At 59.1% G+C, this 21,095-nt stretch carries 21 protein-coding genes; all 21 read left to right on the top strand.

All coding sequences use genetic code 11. From position 1 onward, the window contains the following. Nucleotides 1–7 precede the first annotated feature (7 nt). Nucleotides 8–1,789, top strand: a complete 1,782-nt coding sequence (locus tag QPL95_RS15710; RefSeq protein ID WP_303291905.1) for a copper resistance system multicopper oxidase — start codon at nucleotides 8–10, stop codon at nucleotides 1,787–1,789. Then, nucleotides 1,786–2,535 carry a copper resistance protein B gene (locus QPL95_RS15705; RefSeq protein WP_303291903.1) on the top strand — a complete coding sequence of 250 codons (750 nt, stop codon included), beginning with the start codon at nucleotides 1,786–1,788 and terminating at the stop codon, nucleotides 2,533–2,535. The genes QPL95_RS15710 and QPL95_RS15705 overlap by 4 nt, the downstream gene beginning before the upstream one ends. Nucleotides 2,536–2,676: 141 nt before the next feature. Then, nucleotides 2,677–3,033 (top strand): hypothetical protein, encoded by a 357-nt coding sequence (locus QPL95_RS15700; protein WP_092031100.1) that lies wholly within the window; start codon nucleotides 2,677–2,679, stop codon nucleotides 3,031–3,033. A gap of 11 nt (nucleotides 3,034–3,044) precedes the next feature. Then, nucleotides 3,045–4,400, top strand: coding sequence for an APC family permease (locus QPL95_RS15695; protein ID WP_303291902.1), 1,356 nt, complete (start codon nucleotides 3,045–3,047; stop codon nucleotides 4,398–4,400). Between the two features lie 27 nt (nucleotides 4,401–4,427). Further along, nucleotides 4,428–4,646, top strand: a complete 219-nt coding sequence (locus QPL95_RS15690; RefSeq protein WP_099615972.1) for a hypothetical protein — start codon at nucleotides 4,428–4,430, stop codon at nucleotides 4,644–4,646. A gap of 113 nt (nucleotides 4,647–4,759) precedes the next feature. Then, entirely contained in the window at nucleotides 4,760–5,176 is a 417-nt protein-coding gene (locus QPL95_RS15685; protein ID WP_153741171.1) for a hypothetical protein, read from the top strand. A 151-nt stretch (nucleotides 5,177–5,327) separates the two neighbouring features. Further along, complete coding sequence (locus QPL95_RS15680) at nucleotides 5,328–5,690, top strand: NADH-quinone oxidoreductase subunit A (RefSeq protein ID WP_008169436.1); 363 nt, start codon at nucleotides 5,328–5,330, stop codon at nucleotides 5,688–5,690. 14 nt (nucleotides 5,691–5,704) lie between these two features. After that, nucleotides 5,705–7,591: a heavy metal-binding domain-containing protein gene (locus QPL95_RS15675; protein WP_303291901.1), complete on the top strand. Its 1,887-nt coding sequence runs from the start codon at nucleotides 5,705–5,707 to the stop codon at nucleotides 7,589–7,591. Next, nucleotides 7,588–8,484: a complex I subunit 1 family protein gene (locus QPL95_RS15670; RefSeq protein WP_008169443.1), complete on the top strand. Its 897-nt coding sequence runs from the start codon at nucleotides 7,588–7,590 to the stop codon at nucleotides 8,482–8,484. Before QPL95_RS15675 ends, QPL95_RS15670 begins: the two co-directional genes overlap by 4 nt. Next, nucleotides 8,484–9,020 (top strand): NADH-quinone oxidoreductase subunit J, encoded by a 537-nt coding sequence (locus QPL95_RS15665; protein WP_199452670.1) that lies wholly within the window; start codon nucleotides 8,484–8,486, stop codon nucleotides 9,018–9,020. Before QPL95_RS15670 ends, QPL95_RS15665 begins: the two co-directional genes overlap by 1 nt. Then, entirely contained in the window at nucleotides 9,017–9,328 is a 312-nt protein-coding gene (nuoK, locus tag QPL95_RS15660) for an NADH-quinone oxidoreductase subunit NuoK (protein ID WP_053113951.1), read from the top strand. Before QPL95_RS15665 ends, nuoK begins: the two co-directional genes overlap by 4 nt. Further along, the gene (locus QPL95_RS15655) at nucleotides 9,325–11,223 is read left to right on the top strand and encodes an NADH-quinone oxidoreductase subunit L (protein WP_153741175.1); all 1,899 of its coding nucleotides are present in this window, start codon (nucleotides 9,325–9,327) and stop codon (nucleotides 11,221–11,223) included. Before nuoK ends, QPL95_RS15655 begins: the two co-directional genes overlap by 4 nt. A 15-nt stretch (nucleotides 11,224–11,238) precedes the next feature. After that, complete coding sequence (locus QPL95_RS15650; protein ID WP_303291900.1) at nucleotides 11,239–12,708, top strand: NuoM family protein; 1,470 nt, start codon at nucleotides 11,239–11,241, stop codon at nucleotides 12,706–12,708. Further along, entirely contained in the window at nucleotides 12,708–14,081 is a 1,374-nt protein-coding gene (locus QPL95_RS15645; RefSeq protein WP_008169451.1) for an NADH-quinone oxidoreductase subunit N, read from the top strand. The genes QPL95_RS15650 and QPL95_RS15645 overlap by 1 nt, the downstream gene beginning before the upstream one ends. Continuing rightward, complete coding sequence (locus tag QPL95_RS15640) at nucleotides 14,081–15,220, top strand: hypothetical protein (RefSeq protein ID WP_008169452.1); 1,140 nt, start codon at nucleotides 14,081–14,083, stop codon at nucleotides 15,218–15,220. Before QPL95_RS15645 ends, QPL95_RS15640 begins: the two co-directional genes overlap by 1 nt. Nucleotides 15,221–15,246: 26 nt before the next feature. Then, entirely contained in the window at nucleotides 15,247–15,804 is a 558-nt protein-coding gene (locus QPL95_RS15635) for a proton-conducting transporter membrane subunit (protein WP_008169453.1), read from the top strand. Nucleotides 15,805–16,154: 350 nt separating this feature from the next. Beyond that, nucleotides 16,155–16,562 (top strand): NADH-quinone oxidoreductase subunit A, encoded by a 408-nt coding sequence (gene ndhC, locus QPL95_RS15630; RefSeq protein WP_153741178.1) that lies wholly within the window; start codon nucleotides 16,155–16,157, stop codon nucleotides 16,560–16,562. Between the two features lie 71 nt (nucleotides 16,563–16,633). Then, complete coding sequence (locus QPL95_RS15625) at nucleotides 16,634–17,311, top strand: NADH-quinone oxidoreductase subunit B (RefSeq protein WP_286803849.1); 678 nt, start codon at nucleotides 16,634–16,636, stop codon at nucleotides 17,309–17,311. Between the two features lie 48 nt (nucleotides 17,312–17,359). Beyond that, nucleotides 17,360–19,138 carry an NADH-quinone oxidoreductase subunit C/D gene (gene nuoC / locus QPL95_RS15620; RefSeq protein WP_008169457.1) on the top strand — a complete coding sequence of 593 codons (1,779 nt, stop codon included), beginning with the start codon at nucleotides 17,360–17,362 and terminating at the stop codon, nucleotides 19,136–19,138. Next, on the top strand, nucleotides 19,138–19,653 hold the full coding sequence (gene nuoE / locus QPL95_RS15615) for an NADH-quinone oxidoreductase subunit NuoE (protein ID WP_273017227.1): 516 nt from the start codon (nucleotides 19,138–19,140) through the stop codon (nucleotides 19,651–19,653). Before nuoC ends, nuoE begins: the two co-directional genes overlap by 1 nt. Further along, nucleotides 19,650–21,050, top strand: coding sequence for an NADH-quinone oxidoreductase subunit NuoF (gene nuoF, locus QPL95_RS15610; RefSeq protein ID WP_303291899.1), 1,401 nt, complete (start codon nucleotides 19,650–19,652; stop codon nucleotides 21,048–21,050). Before nuoE ends, nuoF begins: the two co-directional genes overlap by 4 nt. The last annotated feature ends 45 nt before the right edge of the window (nucleotides 21,051–21,095 follow it).

The raw sequence follows: 21,095 nt of genomic DNA, 5'->3' as shown, positions 1-21,095 counted from the left end.
AAAACAGATGAAGATACGCCTTTTGACAGGGCTTTTGACCCTGCTGATGCCGGCCATGGTCATGGCCGGTGAATACGGCCTGACGGTTGACCGGGTTAAAATTGATACCGGCGATTTCGTGAAAGAAGGTATCGGCTACAATGGTGCATCTCCGGGACCGGTGATGCGCTTCAAGGAAGGTGAAAATGTCAGGATCAACGTAACCAACAACCTGGACGAGATGACCTCGATCCACTGGCACGGACTGATCCTTCCCTTCGACCAGGATGGTGTGCCAGGTATCAGTTTTCCAGGTATCAAGCCGGGTGAAACATTCACCTATGAATTTCCTATCCAGCAAGCAGGCACCTATTGGTTCCACAGCCACTCTGGTTTTCAGGAGCCAGACGGAGCCTATGGCGCCATTGTCATTGAGCCCGAGGGCCGTGAACCGTTCCGCTACGATCGTGAATACGTGGTGCAGCTGACCGATAAACACCCCCATTCCGGTGACCGCATCATGCGCAACCTGAAAATGATGTCGGATTATTACAACCGTGAGCAGCAAACTGTGGGCGAGTTTTTCTCGGACGTGTCAAAAAATGGCCTGATGAACACCGTCAGTGACCGTATGGCCTGGGGTAGCATGCGGATGATGAAAGCGGACGTTGAGGATATCCATGGCTTTACGGGCTTGATCAACGGCAAAGGACCAAGCCAAAACTGGACAGGGATCTTCGAGCCGGGCGAACGCATTCGGCTGCGTTTTATCAACTCTTCGGCGATGACTTACTTTGATATCCGGATCCCCGGTCTGGACATGACGGTTGTGCAGGCAGATGGCAACAACGTTCAGCCGGTTAGTGTGGACGAGTTCCGGATCGGTGTGGCGGAAACCTACGATGTGATTGTGCGCCCCAAAGATGAGCAGGCTTACACCATTTTCGCCGAATCCATGGGGCGTTCCGGTTATGCGAGGGCAACACTGGCCCCCGAAGAGGGTATGGAAGCGGCCGTGCCGCAACTGCGTGAAGCTGCCCGACTGACCATGGCGGATATGGGCGGTATGCCCGGTATGGACCATGGCAGCATGGCAGGCATGGATCATGGAAACATGGATATGGGCAGCTCAGAAGGTGTGTCCGGAATGGACCACTCAAACATGGGCAGCATGGACCATTCGAATATGAAAGGAATGGATCACTCCAACATGAAAGGAATGGATCACTCTGACATGTCCGGCATGGACCATGGTTCCATGGCGATGGGAAAAGGCGGTCCCAGCGATCCCTTCTATGCCAAGGGCAGTGGCCTTGTGCCGACGGCGGCCAATGGTGGCAAGTTCCTGTCCTATTCTGATCTGAAGGCTCAGGACCCGTTGTACGAAGACCGCGAACCGACTCGGGAGATCGAGCTTCGTTTGACCGGCAATATGGAGCGCTACACGTGGAGTATCAACGGTGTTAAATACGAAGACGCGGATCCCATTCGTCTCAAATATGGTGAACGGGTCCGTTTCAAGTTTGTGAACGAAACCATGATGACTCATCCCATGCACCTGCACGGTATGTGGTCCATCCTTGATGTTGGCGCAGGTCAGTGGAACCCGATCAAACACACCGTTAGCGTGAACCCGGGCACTACGGTGTACATGGAAACCGAGGTTGACGAGCCAGGCCAATGGGCGTTCCATTGCCATCTTTCTTACCATGCGGCTGCCGGGATGTTCCGCAAGGTGATTGTTGAGGGTGGCCCTGAGTCCACGCAGGCCAAGACAGGCGTTGTTGCTGAAGATGGAGGTGAGGCATGAGCTGTATTCGATCACTTGCCGCAGTCAGTTTCCTTGCCTCTATTGGTTTCTCAACGACGGTGATAGCTCAGGAAATGATTTCCGATACCACCGCTCGTAAACAACCGCTCACAGCCTGGGGTGTTCAATTTGAGGAGTTTGAGTACCGATACAGCGATGATGATGAGGAACTGGGCGTCTGGAATGCGGATGCCTTCTATGGCACCGACGAGTTCAAAGTCCGGCTGCTCACAACCGGGGAATACGAGATAGAGGAACAGGCCTACGAAACACTGGAAAACCAGTTGGTCGGCCAGATCCCCATCTCCAAGTTCTTCGACGCCAAAGCGGGTGTTCGCTTCGACACCCCTGAAGGGCCGGATCGCACTTATGCCGTGCTGGGTGTCGCTGGGCTTGCCCCGCAATGGTTTGAGGTCGATGCCAACCTGTATGTTAGCAAGGATGGTGATTCGTCTGCCGAAATCGACGCGGAATACGAGCTGCTGTTCACTAACTACTGGATCCTGTCTGCGACGCTGGATGCAACGGTAGCATTCAGCGAGGACGAGGAAGTTGGCGTGGGTAAAGGCTTGGTTTCCACCGAAACTGGGCTCCGGTTACGCTATGATCTGATCGATCGCGCATTCTCGCCTTACGTGGGCGTGGTGCATGAGCGCAAGTACGGTGATACCGCAGATCTCGCTAAAGCCGAAGGCGGCGGTACAGAAGACTGGTTTGCCGTCATCGGTGCCCGCATCGCGTTCTGATTGGGATAACGAGCCAGGTTTTGTCCTGGCTCTCTTTTTGATGTACATCAATTTCATCGAAAGCCCTCACTGATTTTCAGTCGCAGTTCAGGTCCGCATGTTGTCATAGAGGGGAGATGATAAGGCTAAGAGGTTTCTCCCATGACTAAAGCACACAAAGCATCGAACCAAGAGCAGTTTCTGCTGCGCCGAAAACTTGCCGTTGAAGGTATTGAAGAGGGCGAATGGTTTGATTTTATTCACGAACTCAACCATCATCCCTGTGTAGATTTTGCCGAACGCAAGGCAAATAACCAACTGCAAGTCACCTTCGATGGAACCCATTGGTCCACCGATGAGTTGCTGGAGGCGATTGAAGCACATGGCGGTCGGTTGAAGGGGGGGTGGTGGACTAAACGGAAACTGGCGTGGTACCGGTTTACAGATGATAACGTACGTGCCAATGCCAAACTTGATCCGTTTTGCTGTTCAAAGATCCCGCCCATGAAACGAAAATAGCTGGAGGTTAGATGAGCACGGAGCAGGACAGAACTACTCGCTACAAGGAAGGCAGTCTCACCCTCACGGGAACCGTTATGCTGGGTACCGGCGTCATGATCGGCGCCGGTATCTTTGCCCTTACCGGGCAAATGGCGCAGATGACGGGGGTTCTTTTCCCGTTGGCGTTTCTGGCGGCCGCGGTGATCGTCAGCTTCAGTTCTTATTCCTACGTCAAGATTTCCAATGCCTGGCCGTCAGCCGGGGGCATTGGCATGTACCTTTACAAAGCCTATGGCAATCGGCTGCCGACCGCGTTCAACGCCTTGCTGATGTATTTCTCGATGGTGATCGCCCAGAGCTTCCTCGCGCGTACTTTCGGTTCCTACACCATGCAGCTGTTCGGTGGCGATGAAAGCGGTCGCATGGTGCCCATTCTCGGCGTGTCCCTGATCCTGGCAGCGTTTCTGATCAACCTGCTCGGTAACCGAATGATTCAGGGGGTGGCCTCCTTCATAGGCATCCTGAAGATCGGAGGCATACTGATTTTCGGGGTCGTGGGTGTATGGGTTGCCGACAGTCTGTTGGTCGACTTTTCAAGCACGGGCGAAGCCGGAGCAACGGGTAATTTCCTGGGTGCAACGGCACTTGGAATACTCGCCTTCAAGGGCTTCACTACGATCACTAACAGCGGTTCCGAAGTGATAGATCCCAAGCGGAATGTAGGGCGAGCCATCATTATTTCCATCGCGGCCTGCGTGGTAATTTACACCCTGGTTGGTTTTGCTGTGGCCAGTAACCTGTCGCTGGCTGAAATCATCGAAACGCAGGACTATTCGCTTGCTGCCGCAGCGCGCCCAGCTCTGGGAGAGTACGCGGTCTGGTTCACGGTTGCCATTGCCATGATGGCAACCGCCGGCGGCATTCTGGCCAGTATTTTTGCGGTCTCACGGATGCTTGCGATGTTAACCGAAATGAGGCTGGTTCCCCATCGTCATTTCGGTATGCCGGGCAGTATCCAAAAGCACACGCTGGTTTACACCGTGGTTCTGGGACTGGTTCTGACGGCTTTCTTTGATCTCTCCCGGATTGCAGCACTAGGTATCGTGTTCTATTTGGTAATGGATATTGCCATTCACTGGGGAGTCCTTCGTTATTTACGCGGCGATGTGAAGGCAAAGGCATGGGTGCCAGCGGTTGCTATCCTCCTGGATTTGCTCGTACTTGGAGGTTTTGTCTGGGTCAAACTGAACTCTGACCCGTTTGTGATTGGCGTTGCGGTTGGCACGATGGTTGTTATTGCGGCAGCAGAGCAGTTTTTTCTGAAAAGGTTCCAGGAAACCGGACATTCGGGACATGATGAATCTCATGCCCATGATCACCACTAATCAGTAGTCAACCGGGAGGACAGCACCGTGATGGAAGGTGATATGTTTGGCAACACAATGTGGGCAGGTCACTGGCTCTGGATGCTGGTGATTGGCATTGTGGTAGTGATACCGGCCTGGCGTATCTGCCAGCGCACGGGATATCCGGGGTGGATGGGGGTCTTGATACTTATCCCCATCGTCAATCTGGTTTTGCTCTACTTCATCGCTTTTAGTGACTGGCCAGTTGAGCGGAGTGGAAAATAAGTGGACTGTTGTAATGCAATTGATACATTGAGCTTTCTTCACAATCCTACGATACGACTTAAGGCTGTTGTTCGTGTGATCACAATAATTGAAAGAAACTGGGAGATAACCAGATGAAAGCAATAAATTTTAAACTGTTCGTATTTTTGACTTTTTTGCAAGCGCCATTTTTGCACGCTGAAGAAGTTCTTTCTGGCGAAGGTGTCGCAGATGTTGTCGTCGGAAACACGGTGCAAATGGAATTCCGAGATGCTCAGGACAATTTTCGCACTCGAACTTTTCATGAGTACTATGATCCTGATGGTTCGATCTATGGAATGACCAAATATCGCGAACAGCAGGGAAACCTTACCCACTATATCGGAAGATGGGAGGTCAAAGACGGTAAATTTTGCACATCTGTCTATGGTCGCGACTATTCCTGTAACAAGATAAAGCCTTTGTCTGGAAATGATTTCGAATTGCTCAATGAGGGAGGCAAGATAAGGAACGTCAAGGTATATGAAGGGAAGCATCATGGACTGGAGTAAGGATATCTGCGGGTGAGTTTTTAGCCTCTGTTTGCTCGGGAAGTACGGTTCGCCCATGCGGAACCAAGAAGCGAGTTAAGGGCATATTGATCTTGTCTCTGGAGAACGCTATCGGAGTGCAGACTCCGTTGCGCGACTTGAGGATTGGATGATGAGTATTTTGGAGCAGTACGGTCTGCTGCTTGCCTTGGTGCTTGGCATCGCAGCTACGGTTTTGGCCCTGTTTGGGATTGCCCGTGCCATGGGCCCGACGCGTCGGGAGCCGGGCAAGGACGTGCCAGCGAGTTCCGGAGTGTTGTCACGGGACCCGGTCTGGGGCCGCTATCACGCACGGTACTACGGCTACGCGCTGCTCTTTCTGGCCTTCGACATGGAAATGGCATTTATGTACCCCTGGGCAGTTGTATACAGGGAAGTAGGGCTGGTTGCTTTGTATGACATGGGGGTGTTCCTTGCCATTCTCTTTCTTGGTTTGCTCTACGGCTGGAGTCAGGGGGCATTGAGGCGGCAATGACTTCTGACCCGACAATGAGCATTACGGGCGCGCGCCAGCGGCAGGAGCGGTTCACGGTACTTCAGAAGTGGGTTTCCCGGGCCCTCGCGGGCAACCTGAGCTGCCTGATCGTCCCGGGGCCTGAAGTGGCACTGTCCCATGGCCTGGATGTGACAGCGGCAGGTATGCGCATCACCGCGACACCTCGCGATGCGAGCGTGCTCCTGATTATCGGCGAGCTTTCAGAGAAAATGAACGAGGCCGTGGCGGTGCTCTATGCGCAGATGCCGAGGCCGCGAGCCATTGTCAATTTGGGCGGACAGACGCCGTCAACGCTACCGGACGCTGATTTTTCCGCGGGTGTTTCGCAAGCCGGCCTGATCGACGCGGTTGACTGGTTGAAGCGCGCGCTGGCCAAGGGCGCATTCTCAGACTCCCCCGAGGATTTCGACGCCCCTGTTCTGCACGCCAGAATCGAGTATGTCTGCCCCATGCACCCGGAAGTTGTCCAGAACGAGCCGGGTAGTTGCCCCAAGTGTGGCATGGACCTGGTCGCCCGGGAGGCAGGGGAGCCGGCCCCCGAGCATGACCATGGGCACGATCATCGCGAGCACCGGCACCATGAGCACGAACACCAGCATCATGAGCACGAACACCAGCATCATGATCATGCGCAGCAGCACGAACACCATGAACACGAACACGATCATGGTCACTGCCATGACCATCATGATTCGCATGAGCACGATCATGAGCAGCACGAGGGTCATCAGCACTCGCACGAAAACCATCATGATCACGGACACAAGCACCAGCACGATGAGTCCGACGGCGACGCGGAGGAGAAAAATTCGGGGCATGATCACAGTGAGCACGGTCATGATAGCCACGAACATGGTGGCCATGATCATGTAGGTCACGGTCATAGTGGTCATGATCATGGTGGGCATGACCACGGCGCCTCGGGATTCATGTCCATGATTGAAGTGACCAAGGACCTGCCTCGTAGCGCCGACGGGTTGGCGATGGACTGGATGGAGGTGCCGTTCGGTCCGGTTTTCCCCGGTCTGCCTGGTGGGCTCAAGTTGACGCTGACTCTTGACGGTGACGGCGTAACAGAAGGACAGGCCACATCCTTGGTGGGCATGATCAATGAGAGTGAAGAAGGCAAGGAGATCGACGCCGAGACCTTTATCGAGCGCCTGGCGTCGGCCATGCCACTGGCCAGCGTGAGCTACCGACTGCTGGCCTGCCTGGCAATCGAGCGGGCGGCTGGTCTGGAGAACGATTCGGCAACCGATCAGGCCCGGGCTGTGGCGCTTGAATGTGAGCGCATCGCCAGTCACCTGGGTTGGCTGGCGCAAACGGGGCGCCAGCTCGGCTTCGCCTGGTTGACGGATCGTGCCGCAACCCTGCAACTGGAGATCCGCCGCGCCAGTGGAAAACGGCTTGTGGAACTGACGCCCGCTCTGCAGGCATTGGCGGCTCGTCTTGGGCGAACGCCTTTGCTCAAATCGCGATTGAAGGGGATCGGCGTACTGCCATCGGGCACTGCGGGCCTGAGTGGCCCCGTGGCGCGCGCTGCTGACGACGCCGGAGATGCCTGGGCGCGCCTGTGGCAGCGCCTGGACGAAATCATCACGAGCCTCGACTACATCAAGGCAACCGGGGAGCCGGGGCTACCTGTTTTGCGAAACATCGGGCGTGGATCAGGCACCGGTGAGGCCACCGTGGAAACCCCGCGCGGCGAGGCTCAACTGAGCCTGATTCTGGAACACGGCCAGGTGAAATCCTACAGGTTGGACACCGCCTGCAGTCACCATATCGGCCTGGTCGCAAAGCTTGTCGAGGGCCGGGAACTGGGCGACGCACTGGTGGCGGTCGGATCACTTGACCTTTCGCCCTGGGAGGTGATCTCGTGAACTTCGTCATCGTGTTGCTTGCGTTGCTTGGTAGCGTCTGGCTGCTCGCCGTGGTCGAGGGCTGGACGACAACGGGCCGCCTGCGTCCGGCCGCGCCCCTACTCAGCGGCCTGGCGCACCTCGGTCGTGAATCCATTGTACCGCGCACGCCGGACCGGGTCTTTTTCGAGACGGCGCCGGTGCTACTGCTGATCGTCGCGGTGCTTGGCGCGGCGGTTCTGCCTCTGGCGCCGACCCTGGTGATCGCGGATCTGGCTACCGGTGCGCTGTTCATCAACGCGGCGCTTGCCTATGTGCTGGTGGCGCTGATCATGGCCGGCTGGGGCCCGAATGGCGCCTACGCCATGATCGGCGGCTGGCGATTCCTTGGCCAGCTCATCGCCTACGCCATGCTTATTGTCATGCCCATCACTGCGGTGGCGATGCGCGCCGAATCCCTGGTGACCACGGTGATCGTTGGCTCCCAAGACGGCTTGTGGAACATTGTCTATCAGCCGCTTGGTTTCGTGCTGTTTTTCATTGCCGCCATGGCGCTGGCGTTTCGTGCGCCTTTTGATCTGCCAACCGCACCCGGGGAACTGGGCGGGGGTGTGGACGCGGAATACACCGGCGTGCGCCTGGGGGTGTTGCGCCTGGCCAGGCTGACGCTGGTGATCACGCTGGCTTCCGCGACCACGGTGTTCTACCTCGGCGGCTGGCATGGGCCGCTGCTGCCTCCCTGGGCCTGGAGCCTGATCAAGACCCTGGCCGTGGCCGTGTCGATGCTCCTGGCCGGTCGCTATCTGCCGCGCATTCGCGAGGCGGATCTGATGCGGTGGTGCTGGACCTTGGGGATTCCCCTGGCACTGCTCAATATCATTGTTGTGGGTTTACTGGTTCTGGTGGTTCCATAATGTACGCTCAGGCTTTTTTTGTTGCCGTTTTCGGGCTGGCCGCCATCGGCTTCGGCGTGGTGGTGTTTCGCACATCGTCCATGGTGCGTTCCGCGCTGGCGCTGTTGTTTTCTCAGACTGCCGTCGGCTGCATGTTCCTGGCGATGCAGACCGAATTCCTGGGCGTGCTGCAGATCATGATGATGGCGACGGAGATGAGCATCATGGCCATTTTCATGGTGATGTTCATGATGGACCCGGGCGGGATGGGGGGCATGGATATGACCCACCAGAAGCGCTTTTCAATTGGCGCTGGCGTGGTCGCTGCCGGTGTTGCGATAGTGGTCGCGTTTTGGGCCGATTGGGGACCTGTAACGGCCGAGGCGCCGGATGCGGCGATGCAGACACGGGCGCTGGGCATGGAATTGCTGGGTCGTTCCATGCTGATCTTCGAAACCGCCGGTATCACTATCCTGACCGCGATGATTGCGGCCACGGCGGTGGCGATACCGGTGCAAACGACGGCCAATATTGCTGACAAGGAGGATACGGAATGACTCTCGTCCTGATCGTGGCGCTTGTAACCGGTGCAATCCTGTTCGGTATTGGTGTTTATGGCGCGTTGTCCCAGACCAATCTGGTTATGATCATGATGGGGGTGGAGCTGATTCTTGCGGGCGCGTTGGTGAACCTGGTCGCCTTCTGGCGTTTTCTGCACCCCGAAAGCTACTCCGGCCAGATGTTCGTGCTGGTGGTGATGACCGTCATGGCGGTCGAAATGGCGGTTGGCTTCGGTGTCGCGATTGCGCGTTTCCGGGCCAAGGGCTCGGTTGAAATGGAAGAAGCCGGGGACCTGAAAGGATGAGTGCAGTGCTTCTACCGATAATGCCACCGCTGATCGCGGCCATGGCGTTGCTGGTCCTGCGCCGGGGCTCCACGGCGCTGGTTCTCGGCGGGGCGACGTTGAGTCTGGGCGGCAGTCTATGGTTACTGACCCGGGTCGCCGGCGGGCAGGCCGAAACCCTGCTTCTGCCGGGGCTGCCAGACATGCCGCTTCGAATGGTTGCCGGACCTCTGGAAGCGCTGTTGACGGTGGCGGTGGCCACCGTAGGCACGTTCGTGCTGATTTATGCAGTTGGTTATATGAAGCGGGAGTCCGGCCTGTGCCGTTTCTACGCCGTAATGTCCCTGTTCCTGGCTGCCATGCAGGCGCTGGTGCTGTCCGGCGACTGGGTTCTGTTGCTGGCGGCCTGGGAATTGATCGGTTTGTGCAGTTACCTGCTGATTGGCTTCTGGTTCCAGCGACCCGAGGCCGCGGATGCCGCCGGTCGCGCTTTCCTCTACACTCGTAGCGCCGATCTGGGTTTGTACGTGGCGGTATTTATGCTGATTGGGTCGGCCGGTACCGGCGAGATTGCCGCCTCCCTGGAGGCCGGCGGCAGTGCCTCGACCGCCGCGGGGCTTTTGTTGCTACTGGCCGCCATGGGTAAGTCGGCCCAGGTCCCCTTGCAGGACTGGCTTATGCGTGCCATGGCGGGGCCGACACCGGTCTCGGCGCTGCTGCACTCGGCCACGCTGGTGGCGGCGGGTGCCATCCTGCTGATCCGTTCGGCCCCGCTGCTGACACCCGAGGTGTTGCTCGTCGTCGGACTTGTCGGCGGCGTTACCACGGTGGCAGCCGGGGTTATTGCACTTGCCGAGCGTGATCTCAAACGCCTGCTCGCGGCTTCCACTGCCAGTCAATATGGCTTGATGCTGGTTGCGGTTGGAGCCGGCGTTCCGCTGGCGGCTCTCATGCATTTGCTCGCCCATGCAGCCATCAAGAGCACCCTGTTTCTTGCCGCCGGCGACTTCCAGCATGCTCGCGGGGGTACCGGGTTCGATCAGTTGGAGGGGGTTGGTCGTGACAGACCCTGGACTTTTGCCGGCTTTGCGCTGGCAGCGCTGGCACTGGCCGGTATCCCGCCACTGAGTGGGTTCTTCTCCAAGGATGCGGTAATCGCCGCCGCCCTGTCTGCGCAGGGTGCCGCCTGGCTCGGCCCCCTGGCGCTGGCCGGTACCCTGCTGACCGGCGGCTATATGGCCCGGGCCTTGTGCCTGCTGTGGCGAGGCTCCGGCGAAACCCGACCGGTTGCCGGTAGTGCCTGGATGCGCGTGGGCATTTGGGGGTTGGCGGTCCCTGCCACGATTCTCGGCCTGGCCTTCGGCCCCATCGAGGCCGTTCTTGATCTGCCCGCCGTCACCGCAGGCACATTGGCCGTGCTCCTCGGGCTTCTTGCTGCCGCGTGTGGCCTCGGCCTGGGCTGGCTCGTGCCGGCTCCCCGCCTGCTAGGTCCGGTCTATCCGTGGGCGCGACGCGGACTTTCCGTTGGCGGTGGGCTTACGGTCTGGGTCGGTAGGCCAGCAATGGCTGTAGCCCGAGGATGTGAGCGTTTGGAAGGGCGTCTGTATGAAGCTGTGCTTTCTCTTGGGCGCGCCGGTCTCTTCCTTGCCTCTGCGGGCGAGCGAACGGAGCGGGGCTTGTTCAAGATTGTGCTTTGCGTGGGCAGAGTGAGCCTGAGGGTCGCGACCTACGTGCGGTTTGGAGATGAACGCCGTATCGACGGCCTGATTTTCGCCCTGGTGGCGGCTGTGCGTGCACTGGGTGCACGAGCCCGAAACCTCCAAAGCGGCCTCATCCACCACAGCCTGGCGATCAGTGCGGTCGCAATCGCCGTCACATTGGCTGTTCTGCTTTTTGCTTCATCGACGAGCTTTTAGAGGAAACCCATATTCATGTTACCACTTGTCTCGCTCACCCTGTTTTTGCCGCTGGTCGGCGCGGTGCTGATTCTGTGTCTTCCGAAGCCCGCAACGCGTACGGTACACGTCATAGCGATTATTACCGCCGCCCTTACACTGATCGGTGCTCTGTCCATGTGGTTTCAGGGTGCGAGCGGTGCAGGCTTTTCCCAGGTCGAAGAGCTGCAATGGATACCGGCCATCGGTGCCGCCTACCGGGTGGGAGTTGATGGGATCAGTCTGCCTTTGGTGCTGTTGAGCGCCGTTCTTTTCCTGGTTGCTGTGATCTATGCGTCGTCGCTTCGTGAACGTCCGCGCGCCTATATTGCTCTGGTACTTCTTCTGGAAACTGCGTCTATCGGTACCTTTACAGCCCTCGACGGTATCCTGTTCTACGTCTTCTTCGAGGTTTCCCTTGTCTCCATGTATTTCATGATCGCCGGGTGGGGACATGAGGACAGGCAGCGAGCAGCGCTGATGTTTTTCATTTACACCTTGCTGGGAAGTCTGCCGCTTCTGCTCGCTATCCTCGGGCTTTACCTAGGCAGTCCCGAACCGACATTCGACATGCGAGCCTGGATCGAGAATCCGCCATTGGATGGCGCCGCGGCCATGTGGGCATTGGTGGCCATGCTGATCACCTTTGCCGTAAAGATCCCCGCAGTGCCGCTGCACACCTGGTTGCCTGCCGCGCACGTCCAGGCGCCGACTGTTGGCAGTGTCATCCTGGCCGGCATCATGCTGAAGTTCGGTACCTACGGCCTGATCCGCTTCGCCCTGCAAATGACCCCCGATGCGTTCCGTGAGGCGGGGTTTGTTGTTCTGACCTTGGGTGTCGTCAGCGCGCTCTACGGTGCTTTCGCCGCTTTGGCCCAGAGTGATCTGAAGCGCCTGGTTGCCTATACCTCGGTCAACCACATGGGCTATGTGATCGTCGGCGTCGCCGTGGCGGCACTGACTCTGGACCCGTCGGTGCGTACCGTCGCGCTGGACGGTGCCGTGTTGCAGATGTTCAGCCACGGTCTGGTCACCGGTGCCCTGTTCTTGCTGGTGGGCATGATTCAGGACCGCGCCCATACCCGTGAAATGGGCGAGTTCGGCGGCTTGCTCAAGACGGTCCCGATGCTTGGCTGGTCATTTGTGTTGGCGGCCTTTGCATCCCTGGGTCTGCCAGGTCTGGCACACTTTCCGGCAGAGTTTCAGATTTTTCTCGCCACCTTGGGTAGCGCGCCCGTAGCGGTTGTTGTGATTCTGGGCATTGCCATCATCGCTGGCACCTTTCTCAAGGCGTTGCGCGAAACCTTTCTGGGCGAGCCCAGACAGCGCTGGCAGGCCATGCCCGATCTCAGTGTACGGGAATGGCTTGCCGTGGCGCCACTGCTGGTACTCACGGTTGCCACCGGCGTGGCACCGTCCTGGGTGCTGGACATCATTCACCGGACCACATCGGCGCTGGTGCTGTAATGGCCCGTGATCTTGCATTATTGATTCCGGAAATTGCCGTACTGTTAACGGCTGTCGGCGCGCTGATTGCGGAAATGCTGCGCCGGCCGCGAATAGCGCTGGTGGTCTCGGTCATCGGGCTGCTCGCTGCCACGGGGCTGACGTTGCGTCTGATTGGCGCGGACACAACGGTGTTCGGCGGCAGCTTCCGGATTGACGAACTCAGTGTCTGGGCCAAGCTTATTCTGTTGCCGGCCACCGTGCTCTCCATGCTACTAGCGCGAGTGGATGTGCGAGGCACCGCGCGTGAGGGTACGGTCTACAGCCTGCTGTGCTTTGCCACCCTCGGCGCCCTGGTTCTGGCCGGCGCGGGCGATACGATGTTCCTGGTGTTGGGCACACTGTTGACCGGCCTGGCCACCTTCGCCCTGGTCGCCTATCCGGATACCGACCCGGCCACCGAAGCCGCCATGAAATTCTTCGTGTTTGCCTCGGTCACCGGTGCAATCATGATTTTCGGTCTGAGTTACTGGTTCGGTGCCGCCGGCTCCACCTTGCTTGCTGATCTGCCGGGCATGGATACCATGCCTATGGCCGTCATCATCGGCTTTGTGGCTGTCGTTATCGGCCTTGGCTACAAGGCATCGCTGGTTCCGTTTCATTTCTGGGCGCCAGATGCCTACGAGGGCGGGCCGCTGTCGATAGCGGCTTACCTGTCCGTGGTGCCCAAGATCGGGGCTCTGTTCGCACTTGCTCAGGTGGTTCGCGGTCTGCCCCCGGAAAGTGGTTGGACTGCCGTCATCGCGGGTCTGGCCGTTCTGACCATGACCTACGGCTATCTCGCCGCGCTGGTGCAGGATAACGTCATCCGGCTGTTGGCGTATTCTTCGATTGCCCAGTCCGGCTACTTTCTGCTGGGCATCGTCGCGGTGGGTTCAAGCAAACTCGCGCTGACATCGGTTATCCTGTTTGCTGCCGCCTACGCGGCCATGAACCTGGGCGCTTTTGCCGTTACCGCGGCAACTGGCCGTGTGCTGGATGCGTTCCGTGGGCTGGGCCGTGCAAAGCCGGTGACCGCAATCGCAATGGTGGTTTTCCTGCTGTCGCTGGTCGGTATTCCGCCTCTCGCCGGCTTCGTTGGCAAGTTCCTGCTATTTGCCGCCGGCATCGATGCCCAGTTCACCTGGCTGGCGGTGGTGGCGATTGCCAACAGTGTGCTTTCACTAGCGGTATACCTGCGCATCGTCGTACCCATGTACCAGCAGGCGGCGACGGAATTCGCGCCATTGGGCAGAAGTCTTGGCACGGTGGTAGTGACCACCTTTGCCGCCACACTGATCATCGGCCTGGCGGCCCAGTTCTTTCTTGCGGGACTGGTGGAGTGGCCGGCCTAGTGCCCCGCCCGGCGACGCTGGCCATCGTGCCGGCCATGAGCACACCGCTGGCGTCCATTTTCGGCAGTGGCTTCCTGGTCATCGTACCGGTACTGGCCAGTAGTGTGGGGCCGTATTCGTTATGGGCGATGCTGGCGGTGGCTTTTGTCGCTTTTCACACCGGTGCCGTCGTGCGCCATAACATTCTGTGTGCTGAACCGGTGCTGGCAGCGGGCAGTCAACGTCTGACGCTCACGCTCGAACGACTGTCGGATGGGGCGCTGGTCCTGGCTTATATTGTGTCCGTGTGCCTCTACATTCATATCCTGAGCGCCTTCGTGCTCGGGGCTTTCGGACTGGATTCGGGCTTCAACAAGAGCCTGTTTACCACGCTGGTGATCGGCGTGATTACTGCAATTGGCATCATGGGTGGCTTGAGACCGTTGGAGCGGATGGAGCGGTGGGCTCTGTATGTGACCATCCTGGTGCTCGCTGTGCTGTTGGCCGCCTTCGCCCTGCGTGACATCAGCGACTTTCTGGACACCGGACGCTTTGTGCTGCCATCCATGCCGCAACGTTCCGGCTGGGAAATGGTGACCATGGTGGCCGGTACCCTGATCGTGGTGCAGGGCTTCGAAACGCCGCGCTATCTCGGCCAGAGTTTTGATACCTGGACGCGGATCCACGCCTCGCGCTGGTCGCAATATGTATCTCTCACGGTCTACGTGGCATTCGTCGCCGTGGTCTTGCCCCTGGTGCCAATTCTGGACGGGCAATACGCAGATAACAGCCTGATCCAGGTGGTTGCCTCGGTCTCGGTACTTCTTTCGGCGCCGCTTATCCTCGCCGCCGGCCTGTCGCAGTTCTCCGCTGCCGTTGCGGACACCCTGGCGGCTGCGGCGAACCTGGAGGAAGTGACGCGGCGGCGCCTCACCCAGCGTTGGGGTTACCTGCTGGTAGGCGGTGCGGCTATGGCGCTGGCCTGGTCCGGTTCCACCTTTACGGTGATCGCGCTGGCGTCACGCGCCTTCGCCCTATACTACCTGTTGCAATGTCTGGTGGCCCTGACGGTGTGCCGCAACCGGCGTGAGCGGGTACGTTTCTTCCTGGTTGCGCTGGCACTCATTTTTGTCCTCCTTTTTGCGGTGCCGGCCGGCTGACCGGGCGGTTTCCGGCGAAAGCCTGAATGTCTGATCTGCACCAAGAATTCATAATGAACTCCGTGACCTATTCGTCGATTGCCCAATCCGGCTATTTCCTTCTGGGTATCCTGGCAGTCGGCGCCAGTGAACTTGCTCTGCCATCCATTATACTGTTTGCTGCCGCCTATGCGGCCATGAATCTGGGCGCTTTCGCCGTTGCCGCCAATATCGGACGGACTCTGAACGATTTTGACGGATTGGGGCGCGCCCAACCGCTTATTGGCATCGCAATGGTGGTCTTTCTGCTATCGCTGGTCGGGATTCCGCCACTTGCCGGCTTCGTTGGGAAGTTCCTGCTGTTCGCCGCCGCCATTGATGTCCAATTCACCTGGCTGGCGGTGGTTGCAATTGCCAACAGTGTACTTTCACTGGCGGTATATCTACGCATTGTCGTGCCCATGTACCAGCAGGCGGCGACGGAATTCGCGCCGGTGGGCAAAGCTCTTGGCACGGTGGTAGTGACAACCTTTGCTGCCACGCTGATCCTCGGTCTGGCGGCCCAGTTCTTTCTCTTGGGACTGGTAGCGTGGTCGTCGTCCTAATTCCTCCCCTGGCGATGTTGGCAATCGTGCTGGCAATGGTTACTGCACGAAGGCCTCAATCGGTGCGATGAAGCCATATTAGTAGACAACACAGTCTGTACGGTACCTGCTTTCAAAGCAGCGCCAGTATGAAGCCTCCAGATACCTTGCTCTACTCGATTATGCCCGCGGAGTTGCTGTTTCCTGCAGGTCTTGATTTATGGCAGTGAGTAGTGCGCTCTGCTGACTGAGGCCAGCTGGAAACAGTCTTGTGAATTTGATCGGGATCAAAAATTGAGAACGATTGCTCTGCTGATTCAGTTCCGTTTCAGGTTGGGCGGATAGGGTGATGATTCAGAACAGGAGGGGGTATGTCGGACACGGTCAATGAGTTGCTGGTCAACTATTGGGCAACCGGTTTTTTTGTGATCGCTGCCCTCGGCTTATGTGCCTTCATGGCAGGCGTTTCCAGCCTGCTTGGCGGGCGCAGCCATGGCGTCAGCAAAACCATCCCGTTTGAGTCCGGTATTGTCGGTGTCGGTGACGCCCGCCAGCGGTTTTCCGTCAAGTTTTATCTGGTCGCGATGCTCTTTGTGATCTTCGATATTGAGGCGGTGTTTCTGTTTGCCTGGGCGGTTGTGATTCCGGAAACGGGCTGGAGCGGGTTCTGGGGCGCGGCGGTTTTTATACTGATATTGCTTGCCGGCCTGCTCTACGACAGTCGCTCAGGGGCTTTGGAGTGGGCTCCCGAGGGCTCTCAGGGATACAGGGAGAGCTGAGCCACTGAGTCCCTGGGGGACGTTGCCCGGACCTTGATCACTGTCAGCAAACCTTTATATGGAGACCAGCCATGCCTTACAGACTGACACGGGCCGAGGAAGAGCAGGAATCCAGTGACCGTTACCCGCTGGGGCGCCGGCAGTCATCGGAGGAATACGTCAAAAGCCAGCTTGAACGCAACGTATTCACCGGCAAGCTGAGTGACGTCCTCAATTCGGCGGTGAACTGGGGGCGCAAGAACTCCTTGTGGCCCTATAACTTCGGTCTGTCCTGCTGCTACGTGGAAATGACTACCGCATTTACCTCGCCCCATGACATTGCGCGCTTCGGGTCGGAGGTGATCCGCGCCTCGCCGAGGCAGGCCGACTTTATGGTGATAGCGGGTACCTGTTTCATCAAAATGGCTCCGGTTATTCAGCAGCTCTACGATCAGATGCTGGAACCCAAGTGGGTCATTTCCATGGGCTCCTGCGCCAACTCTGGCGGTATGTACGACATCTATTCGGTGGTTCAGGGGGTTGACAAGTTCTTGCCCGTGGATGTCTATGTAGCGGGCTGTCCGCCGCGGCCCGAGGCCTTCCTGCAGGCACTTCAGTTGTTGCAGGACTCGATTCAGGAGGAGCGCCGGCCGCTGTCCTGGGTCGTGGGGGATCAAGGGGTTTACAAGGCCGAGATGGGGTCCCAGCGGGAGCAGAAACGGAGCCAGCGAATCGAGGCCACCGAACTGAGGACTCCGGACAAACTCTGAGCGCCGCCTCCCGATTTGCCCAACCTTGACAGGAGATGAGTCAGCATCATGAGCACAGACGCTCTCGACAGGCATGCACCGGCCCAGTCCGGCATTGACCGGGCCCTCGGGCTTCTGGACGGATTCCGGGAACACATCGAGCACGTTCAGCCTACCCTGACCGGGCTTCCGGTGCTGTGGGTGCGACGTGAGCGGATAGTGGAGATACTGCGCCACCTGAAGGCGCCGCCGGCGTCTTTTTCCATGCTTTACGATCTCTCTGCCGTGGACGAGCGGCTCCGTGCCCACCGTGACGGGCTACCAGCCGCGGATTTCACGGTCTTCTATCATCTGCTGTCGGTGGATCGTAATGAAGACCTGATCATCAAGGTGGCGCTGACCGGTGGCGACCCGAACCTGCCAAGCGTGACCCGGGTGTTTGCCAATGCCAACTGGTATGAGCGGGAAATCTGGGATCTGTTCGGCATTACCGCAACCGGCCATCCCCATCTGCAACGGCTGCTTATGCCGCCCACCTGGCATGGCCACCCATTACGCAAGGACTATCCCGCGCGGGCCACGGAATTCGACCCCTACACCCTGACAGTGGAGGGGCAGCAGACGGAGCAGGAGGCGCTGAAATTCGAACCGGAAGCCTGGGGCATGCAGCGTGAGCGGGATGGCAGCGAGTTCATGTTCCTCAATCTGGGCCCCAATCATCCCTCTGCCCACGGTGCCTTCCGGATCGTGCTTCAACTGGACGGCGAGGAGATCATCGACTGCGTGCCGGATATTGGCTATCACCACCGGGGCGCGGAAAAAATGGCCGAGCGCCAGACCTGGCACAGCTTCATTCCCTATACCGACCGCATCGACTACACCGGCGGCGTAATGAACAACCTTCCCTATGTCCTTGCGGTTGAGAAACTGGCGGGTATCGAGGTGCCCGACCGGGTCAAGACGGTCCGGGTGATGATGGCGGAGATGTTCCGTATTAGCAGCCATTTGCTGTTCCTGGGGACCTACCTGCAGGATCTGGGCGCCATGTCGCCGGTGTTCTACAGCTTCACTGACCGCCAGCGGGCCTACAAGGTGATTGAGGGCATCACCGGTTTTCGCATGCATCCGGCCTGGTACCGGATCGGCGGCCTTGCCCAGGACCTGCCCGTGGGCTGGCAGCAACTGGTGCAGGAGTTCCTTGACTGGATGCCGCCGCGGCTGCGGGAATACGAGCTGGCCATGATGAAAAACGCCCTGGTGCGGGAGCGGACCCGGCATGTGGCTGCCTTCACCACCACCGAGGCCCTGGAATGGGGCGTGACCGGTCCCAACCTGCGGGCCACTGGCTGCAACTTCGATCTGCGCAAACAGCGGCCCTATTCCGGCTATGAGAACTTCGACTTCGAGGTGCCTCTGGGGCAGCACGGAGACGTTTTTGACCGGGGCCAGCTGCGTATTGAGGAAATGCGGCAGAGCCTGCGCATTATCCAGCAATGCGTCGATCACATGCCCGCGGGCGACTACAAGGCGGACCACCCGTTGACCACCCCGCCACCCAGGGAGCGGATGTTGCAGCACATCGAAACGCTGATCACGCACTTTCTGCAGGTGTCCTGGGGTCCGGTTCTGAAACCCGGCGAATCCCTGCAAATGGTGGAGGCCACCAAAGGCATAAACAGTTATTACCTGACCAGCGACGGCAATAACATGAGCTACCGAACCCGCATCCGGACTCCGAGCTTTCCGCACCTGCAGCAGATACCGTCCTTGATGCGCGGAGGCTTCGTGCCGGACATGATCGCCCACCTGGGCAGTATCGATTTCGTAATGGCAGACGTGGATCGCTGATGATGGCAACAACCCCGCACACAACCGAACTGATCGGCAGTGACCGTTTTGAACTGCACCCGGACGACGAAGCCGCGATTCTCCGGGAAAAGGAACACTACGAGCAGCCCCAGGCCGCTTGTATCGAGGCGTTGAAGATCGTCCAGCGCCGCCATGGCTGGGTTCCCGACGGTGCCATCATGGCCATCGGGCGGTTGCTGGGCCTGGGATTCGCCGCGGTGGACGGCGTGGCTACCTTTTACAGCCTGATTTTCCGTCAGCCGGTAGGGCGCCATGTGATCCTGGTCTGCGACAGCAGCTCCTGCTTCCTGACCGGGTATGAAACGCTGAAACAGGCCCTGGTGGAGAAGCTGGGAGTGGACTACGGCGCCACCACCGCCGATGGCCGCTTCACCCTGTTACCCGTGTGTTGTCTCGGCGCCTGTGACGGTGCCCCGGCGCTGATGATTGACGGCGAAACCTTCGGGCCGGTCACACCGGAGGATCTGTCCGACCTGCTGGAGGGCTACGAATGAGCGGATCCACCTCAGGTCAAGGCAACCCGCTGCGTTATCACAGCCGGATACGGCAATCCGGTACCGAGCGTCAACCCGAAACCCATCCGCTGACCTGGAGGCTGAGGGACGACGGCGAGGTGGTCTGGCTCGGCGAATATCTGGATAAGGATGGTTATCAGTCGGTCCGCCGGGCATTGGCCGAGAGCGACCCCCAGGGCATCATCACCGTGGTGAAAGACGCCAATGTGCGTGGCCGGGGCGGCGCCGGTTTTTCCGCTGGCGTCAAGTGGAGCCTGACGCTGCAGGGGGGTGACATGCCCCGGGGCTACCTGATCTGCAACGCGGATGAAATGGAACCGGGCACCTTCAAGGACCGGTTGCTGATGGAGCAGCAACCCCACCTGCTGATTGAGGGGATGATCCTCGGAGCCCGGGCCAACAACGCCCGGCAAGGCTACATTTTTCTGCGGGGTGAATACGTGGAGGCGGCCCGGGTGCTGAACCGGGCCATTGATGAGGCCCGCGAAGCCGGCTGGCTGGGGCCGGATATTGATGGCAGCGGGTTCGATTTCGACATCGCGGTGCATACCGGGGCGGGGCGCTACATCTGCGGCGAGGAAACGGCTCTGATCAATGCACTGGAGGGGAAGCGCGCCAATCCCCGGGCCAAGCCGCCGTTCCCCGGCCAGTCCGGAGCCTGGGGCAGGCCCACGGTAGTTAACAACGTCGAGACCCTGTGCAACATACCCGCCGTGATTCTCCATGGCGCTGACTGGTATCAGAACCTGTCCGGCAACCGTACCGGTGACGGCGGCACCAAGCTTTATGGCGTGTCGGGGCCGGTTGCGGAGCCGGGCCTCTGGGAGCTGCCCATGGGCGTCACCGGGGCCGAGCTGCTCGACCGGGCCGGGGGGCTGCGGCAAGGCCTCCGGCTCAAGACATGGTTGCCCGGCGGCACCAGCACCGGCTTCCTGTTGCCGGAGCATCTGGAGCTGCCCCTGGACTTTGACTCTATCGCCAATGTCGGCAGCCGGCTGGGCACCGGCCTGATGATGGCGGTCCCCGAGGACCGGGGCATGGTATCGCTGATGCGCAACCTGGAGGAGTTCTTCGCCCGGGAATCCTGCGGCTGGTGCACTCCGTGCCGTGATGGTCTGCCCTGGGTGGTAAAACTGCTCCGGGACCTGGAAAAGGGACAGGGGCAGGCCGGCGACATCGAATTGCTCGACAAGCTGGCGGCGGACTGTGGCCCGGGGCTGACATTCTGCGCCCTTGCCCCTGGCGCCGCCATGCCGCTGGAGACAGCGCTGCGGCACTTCCGGCAGGAGTTTGAGCAGGGCATTGGCAAGGTAAGCGGCGACACCCGGGGCGTTCCGGACCGGGTCGCAGCGGACGCGCCGGCAAACAACCGTTAGTTTCAACAGTCACTTTCAACAAACAGTGATCGTACTTTCTAGGTG

Origin of the sequence: Marinobacter sp. SS5-14b, from assembly GCF_030541005.1 — a bacterium.
Lineage (GTDB): Bacteria > Pseudomonadota > Gammaproteobacteria > Pseudomonadales > Oleiphilaceae > Marinobacter.
This window is presented reverse-complemented; position numbering and strand designations above follow the sequence as displayed.

Bases quoted from the DNA above. Each gene is read 5' to 3' on its own strand.
- QPL95_RS15645 (WP_008169451.1), top strand. From the start codon at position 12,708: ATGGCCCGTGATCTTGCATTATTGATTCCGGAAATTGCCGTACTGTTA.
- nuoK (WP_053113951.1), top strand. From the start codon at position 9,017: ATGACTCTCGTCCTGATCGTGGCGCTTGTAACCGGTGCAATCCTGTTC.
- ndhC (WP_153741178.1), top strand. From the start codon at position 16,155: ATGTCGGACACGGTCAATGAGTTGCTGGTCAACTATTGGGCAACCGGT.
- QPL95_RS15700 (WP_092031100.1), top strand. From the start codon at position 2,677: ATGACTAAAGCACACAAAGCATCGAACCAAGAGCAGTTTCTGCTGCGC.
- QPL95_RS15695 (WP_303291902.1), top strand. From the start codon at position 3,045: ATGAGCACGGAGCAGGACAGAACTACTCGCTACAAGGAAGGCAGTCTC.
- QPL95_RS15650 (WP_303291900.1), top strand. From the start codon at position 11,239: ATGTTACCACTTGTCTCGCTCACCCTGTTTTTGCCGCTGGTCGGCGCG.
- QPL95_RS15635 (WP_008169453.1), top strand. From the start codon at position 15,247: ATGTCTGATCTGCACCAAGAATTCATAATGAACTCCGTGACCTATTCG.
- QPL95_RS15685 (WP_153741171.1), top strand. From the start codon at position 4,760: ATGAAAGCAATAAATTTTAAACTGTTCGTATTTTTGACTTTTTTGCAA.
- QPL95_RS15655 (WP_153741175.1), top strand. From the start codon at position 9,325: ATGAGTGCAGTGCTTCTACCGATAATGCCACCGCTGATCGCGGCCATG.
- QPL95_RS15680 (WP_008169436.1), top strand. From the start codon at position 5,328: ATGAGTATTTTGGAGCAGTACGGTCTGCTGCTTGCCTTGGTGCTTGGC.
- QPL95_RS15705 (WP_303291903.1), top strand. From the start codon at position 1,786: ATGAGCTGTATTCGATCACTTGCCGCAGTCAGTTTCCTTGCCTCTATT.
- QPL95_RS15625 (WP_286803849.1), top strand. From the start codon at position 16,634: ATGCCTTACAGACTGACACGGGCCGAGGAAGAGCAGGAATCCAGTGAC.
- QPL95_RS15665 (WP_199452670.1), top strand. From the start codon at position 8,484: ATGTACGCTCAGGCTTTTTTTGTTGCCGTTTTCGGGCTGGCCGCCATC.
- nuoF (WP_303291899.1), top strand. From the start codon at position 19,650: ATGAGCGGATCCACCTCAGGTCAAGGCAACCCGCTGCGTTATCACAGC.
- nuoE (WP_273017227.1), top strand. From the start codon at position 19,138: ATGATGGCAACAACCCCGCACACAACCGAACTGATCGGCAGTGACCGT.
- QPL95_RS15675 (WP_303291901.1), top strand. From the start codon at position 5,705: ATGAGCATTACGGGCGCGCGCCAGCGGCAGGAGCGGTTCACGGTACTT.
- QPL95_RS15710 (WP_303291905.1), top strand. From the start codon at position 8: ATGAAGATACGCCTTTTGACAGGGCTTTTGACCCTGCTGATGCCGGCC.
- nuoC (WP_008169457.1), top strand. From the start codon at position 17,360: ATGAGCACAGACGCTCTCGACAGGCATGCACCGGCCCAGTCCGGCATT.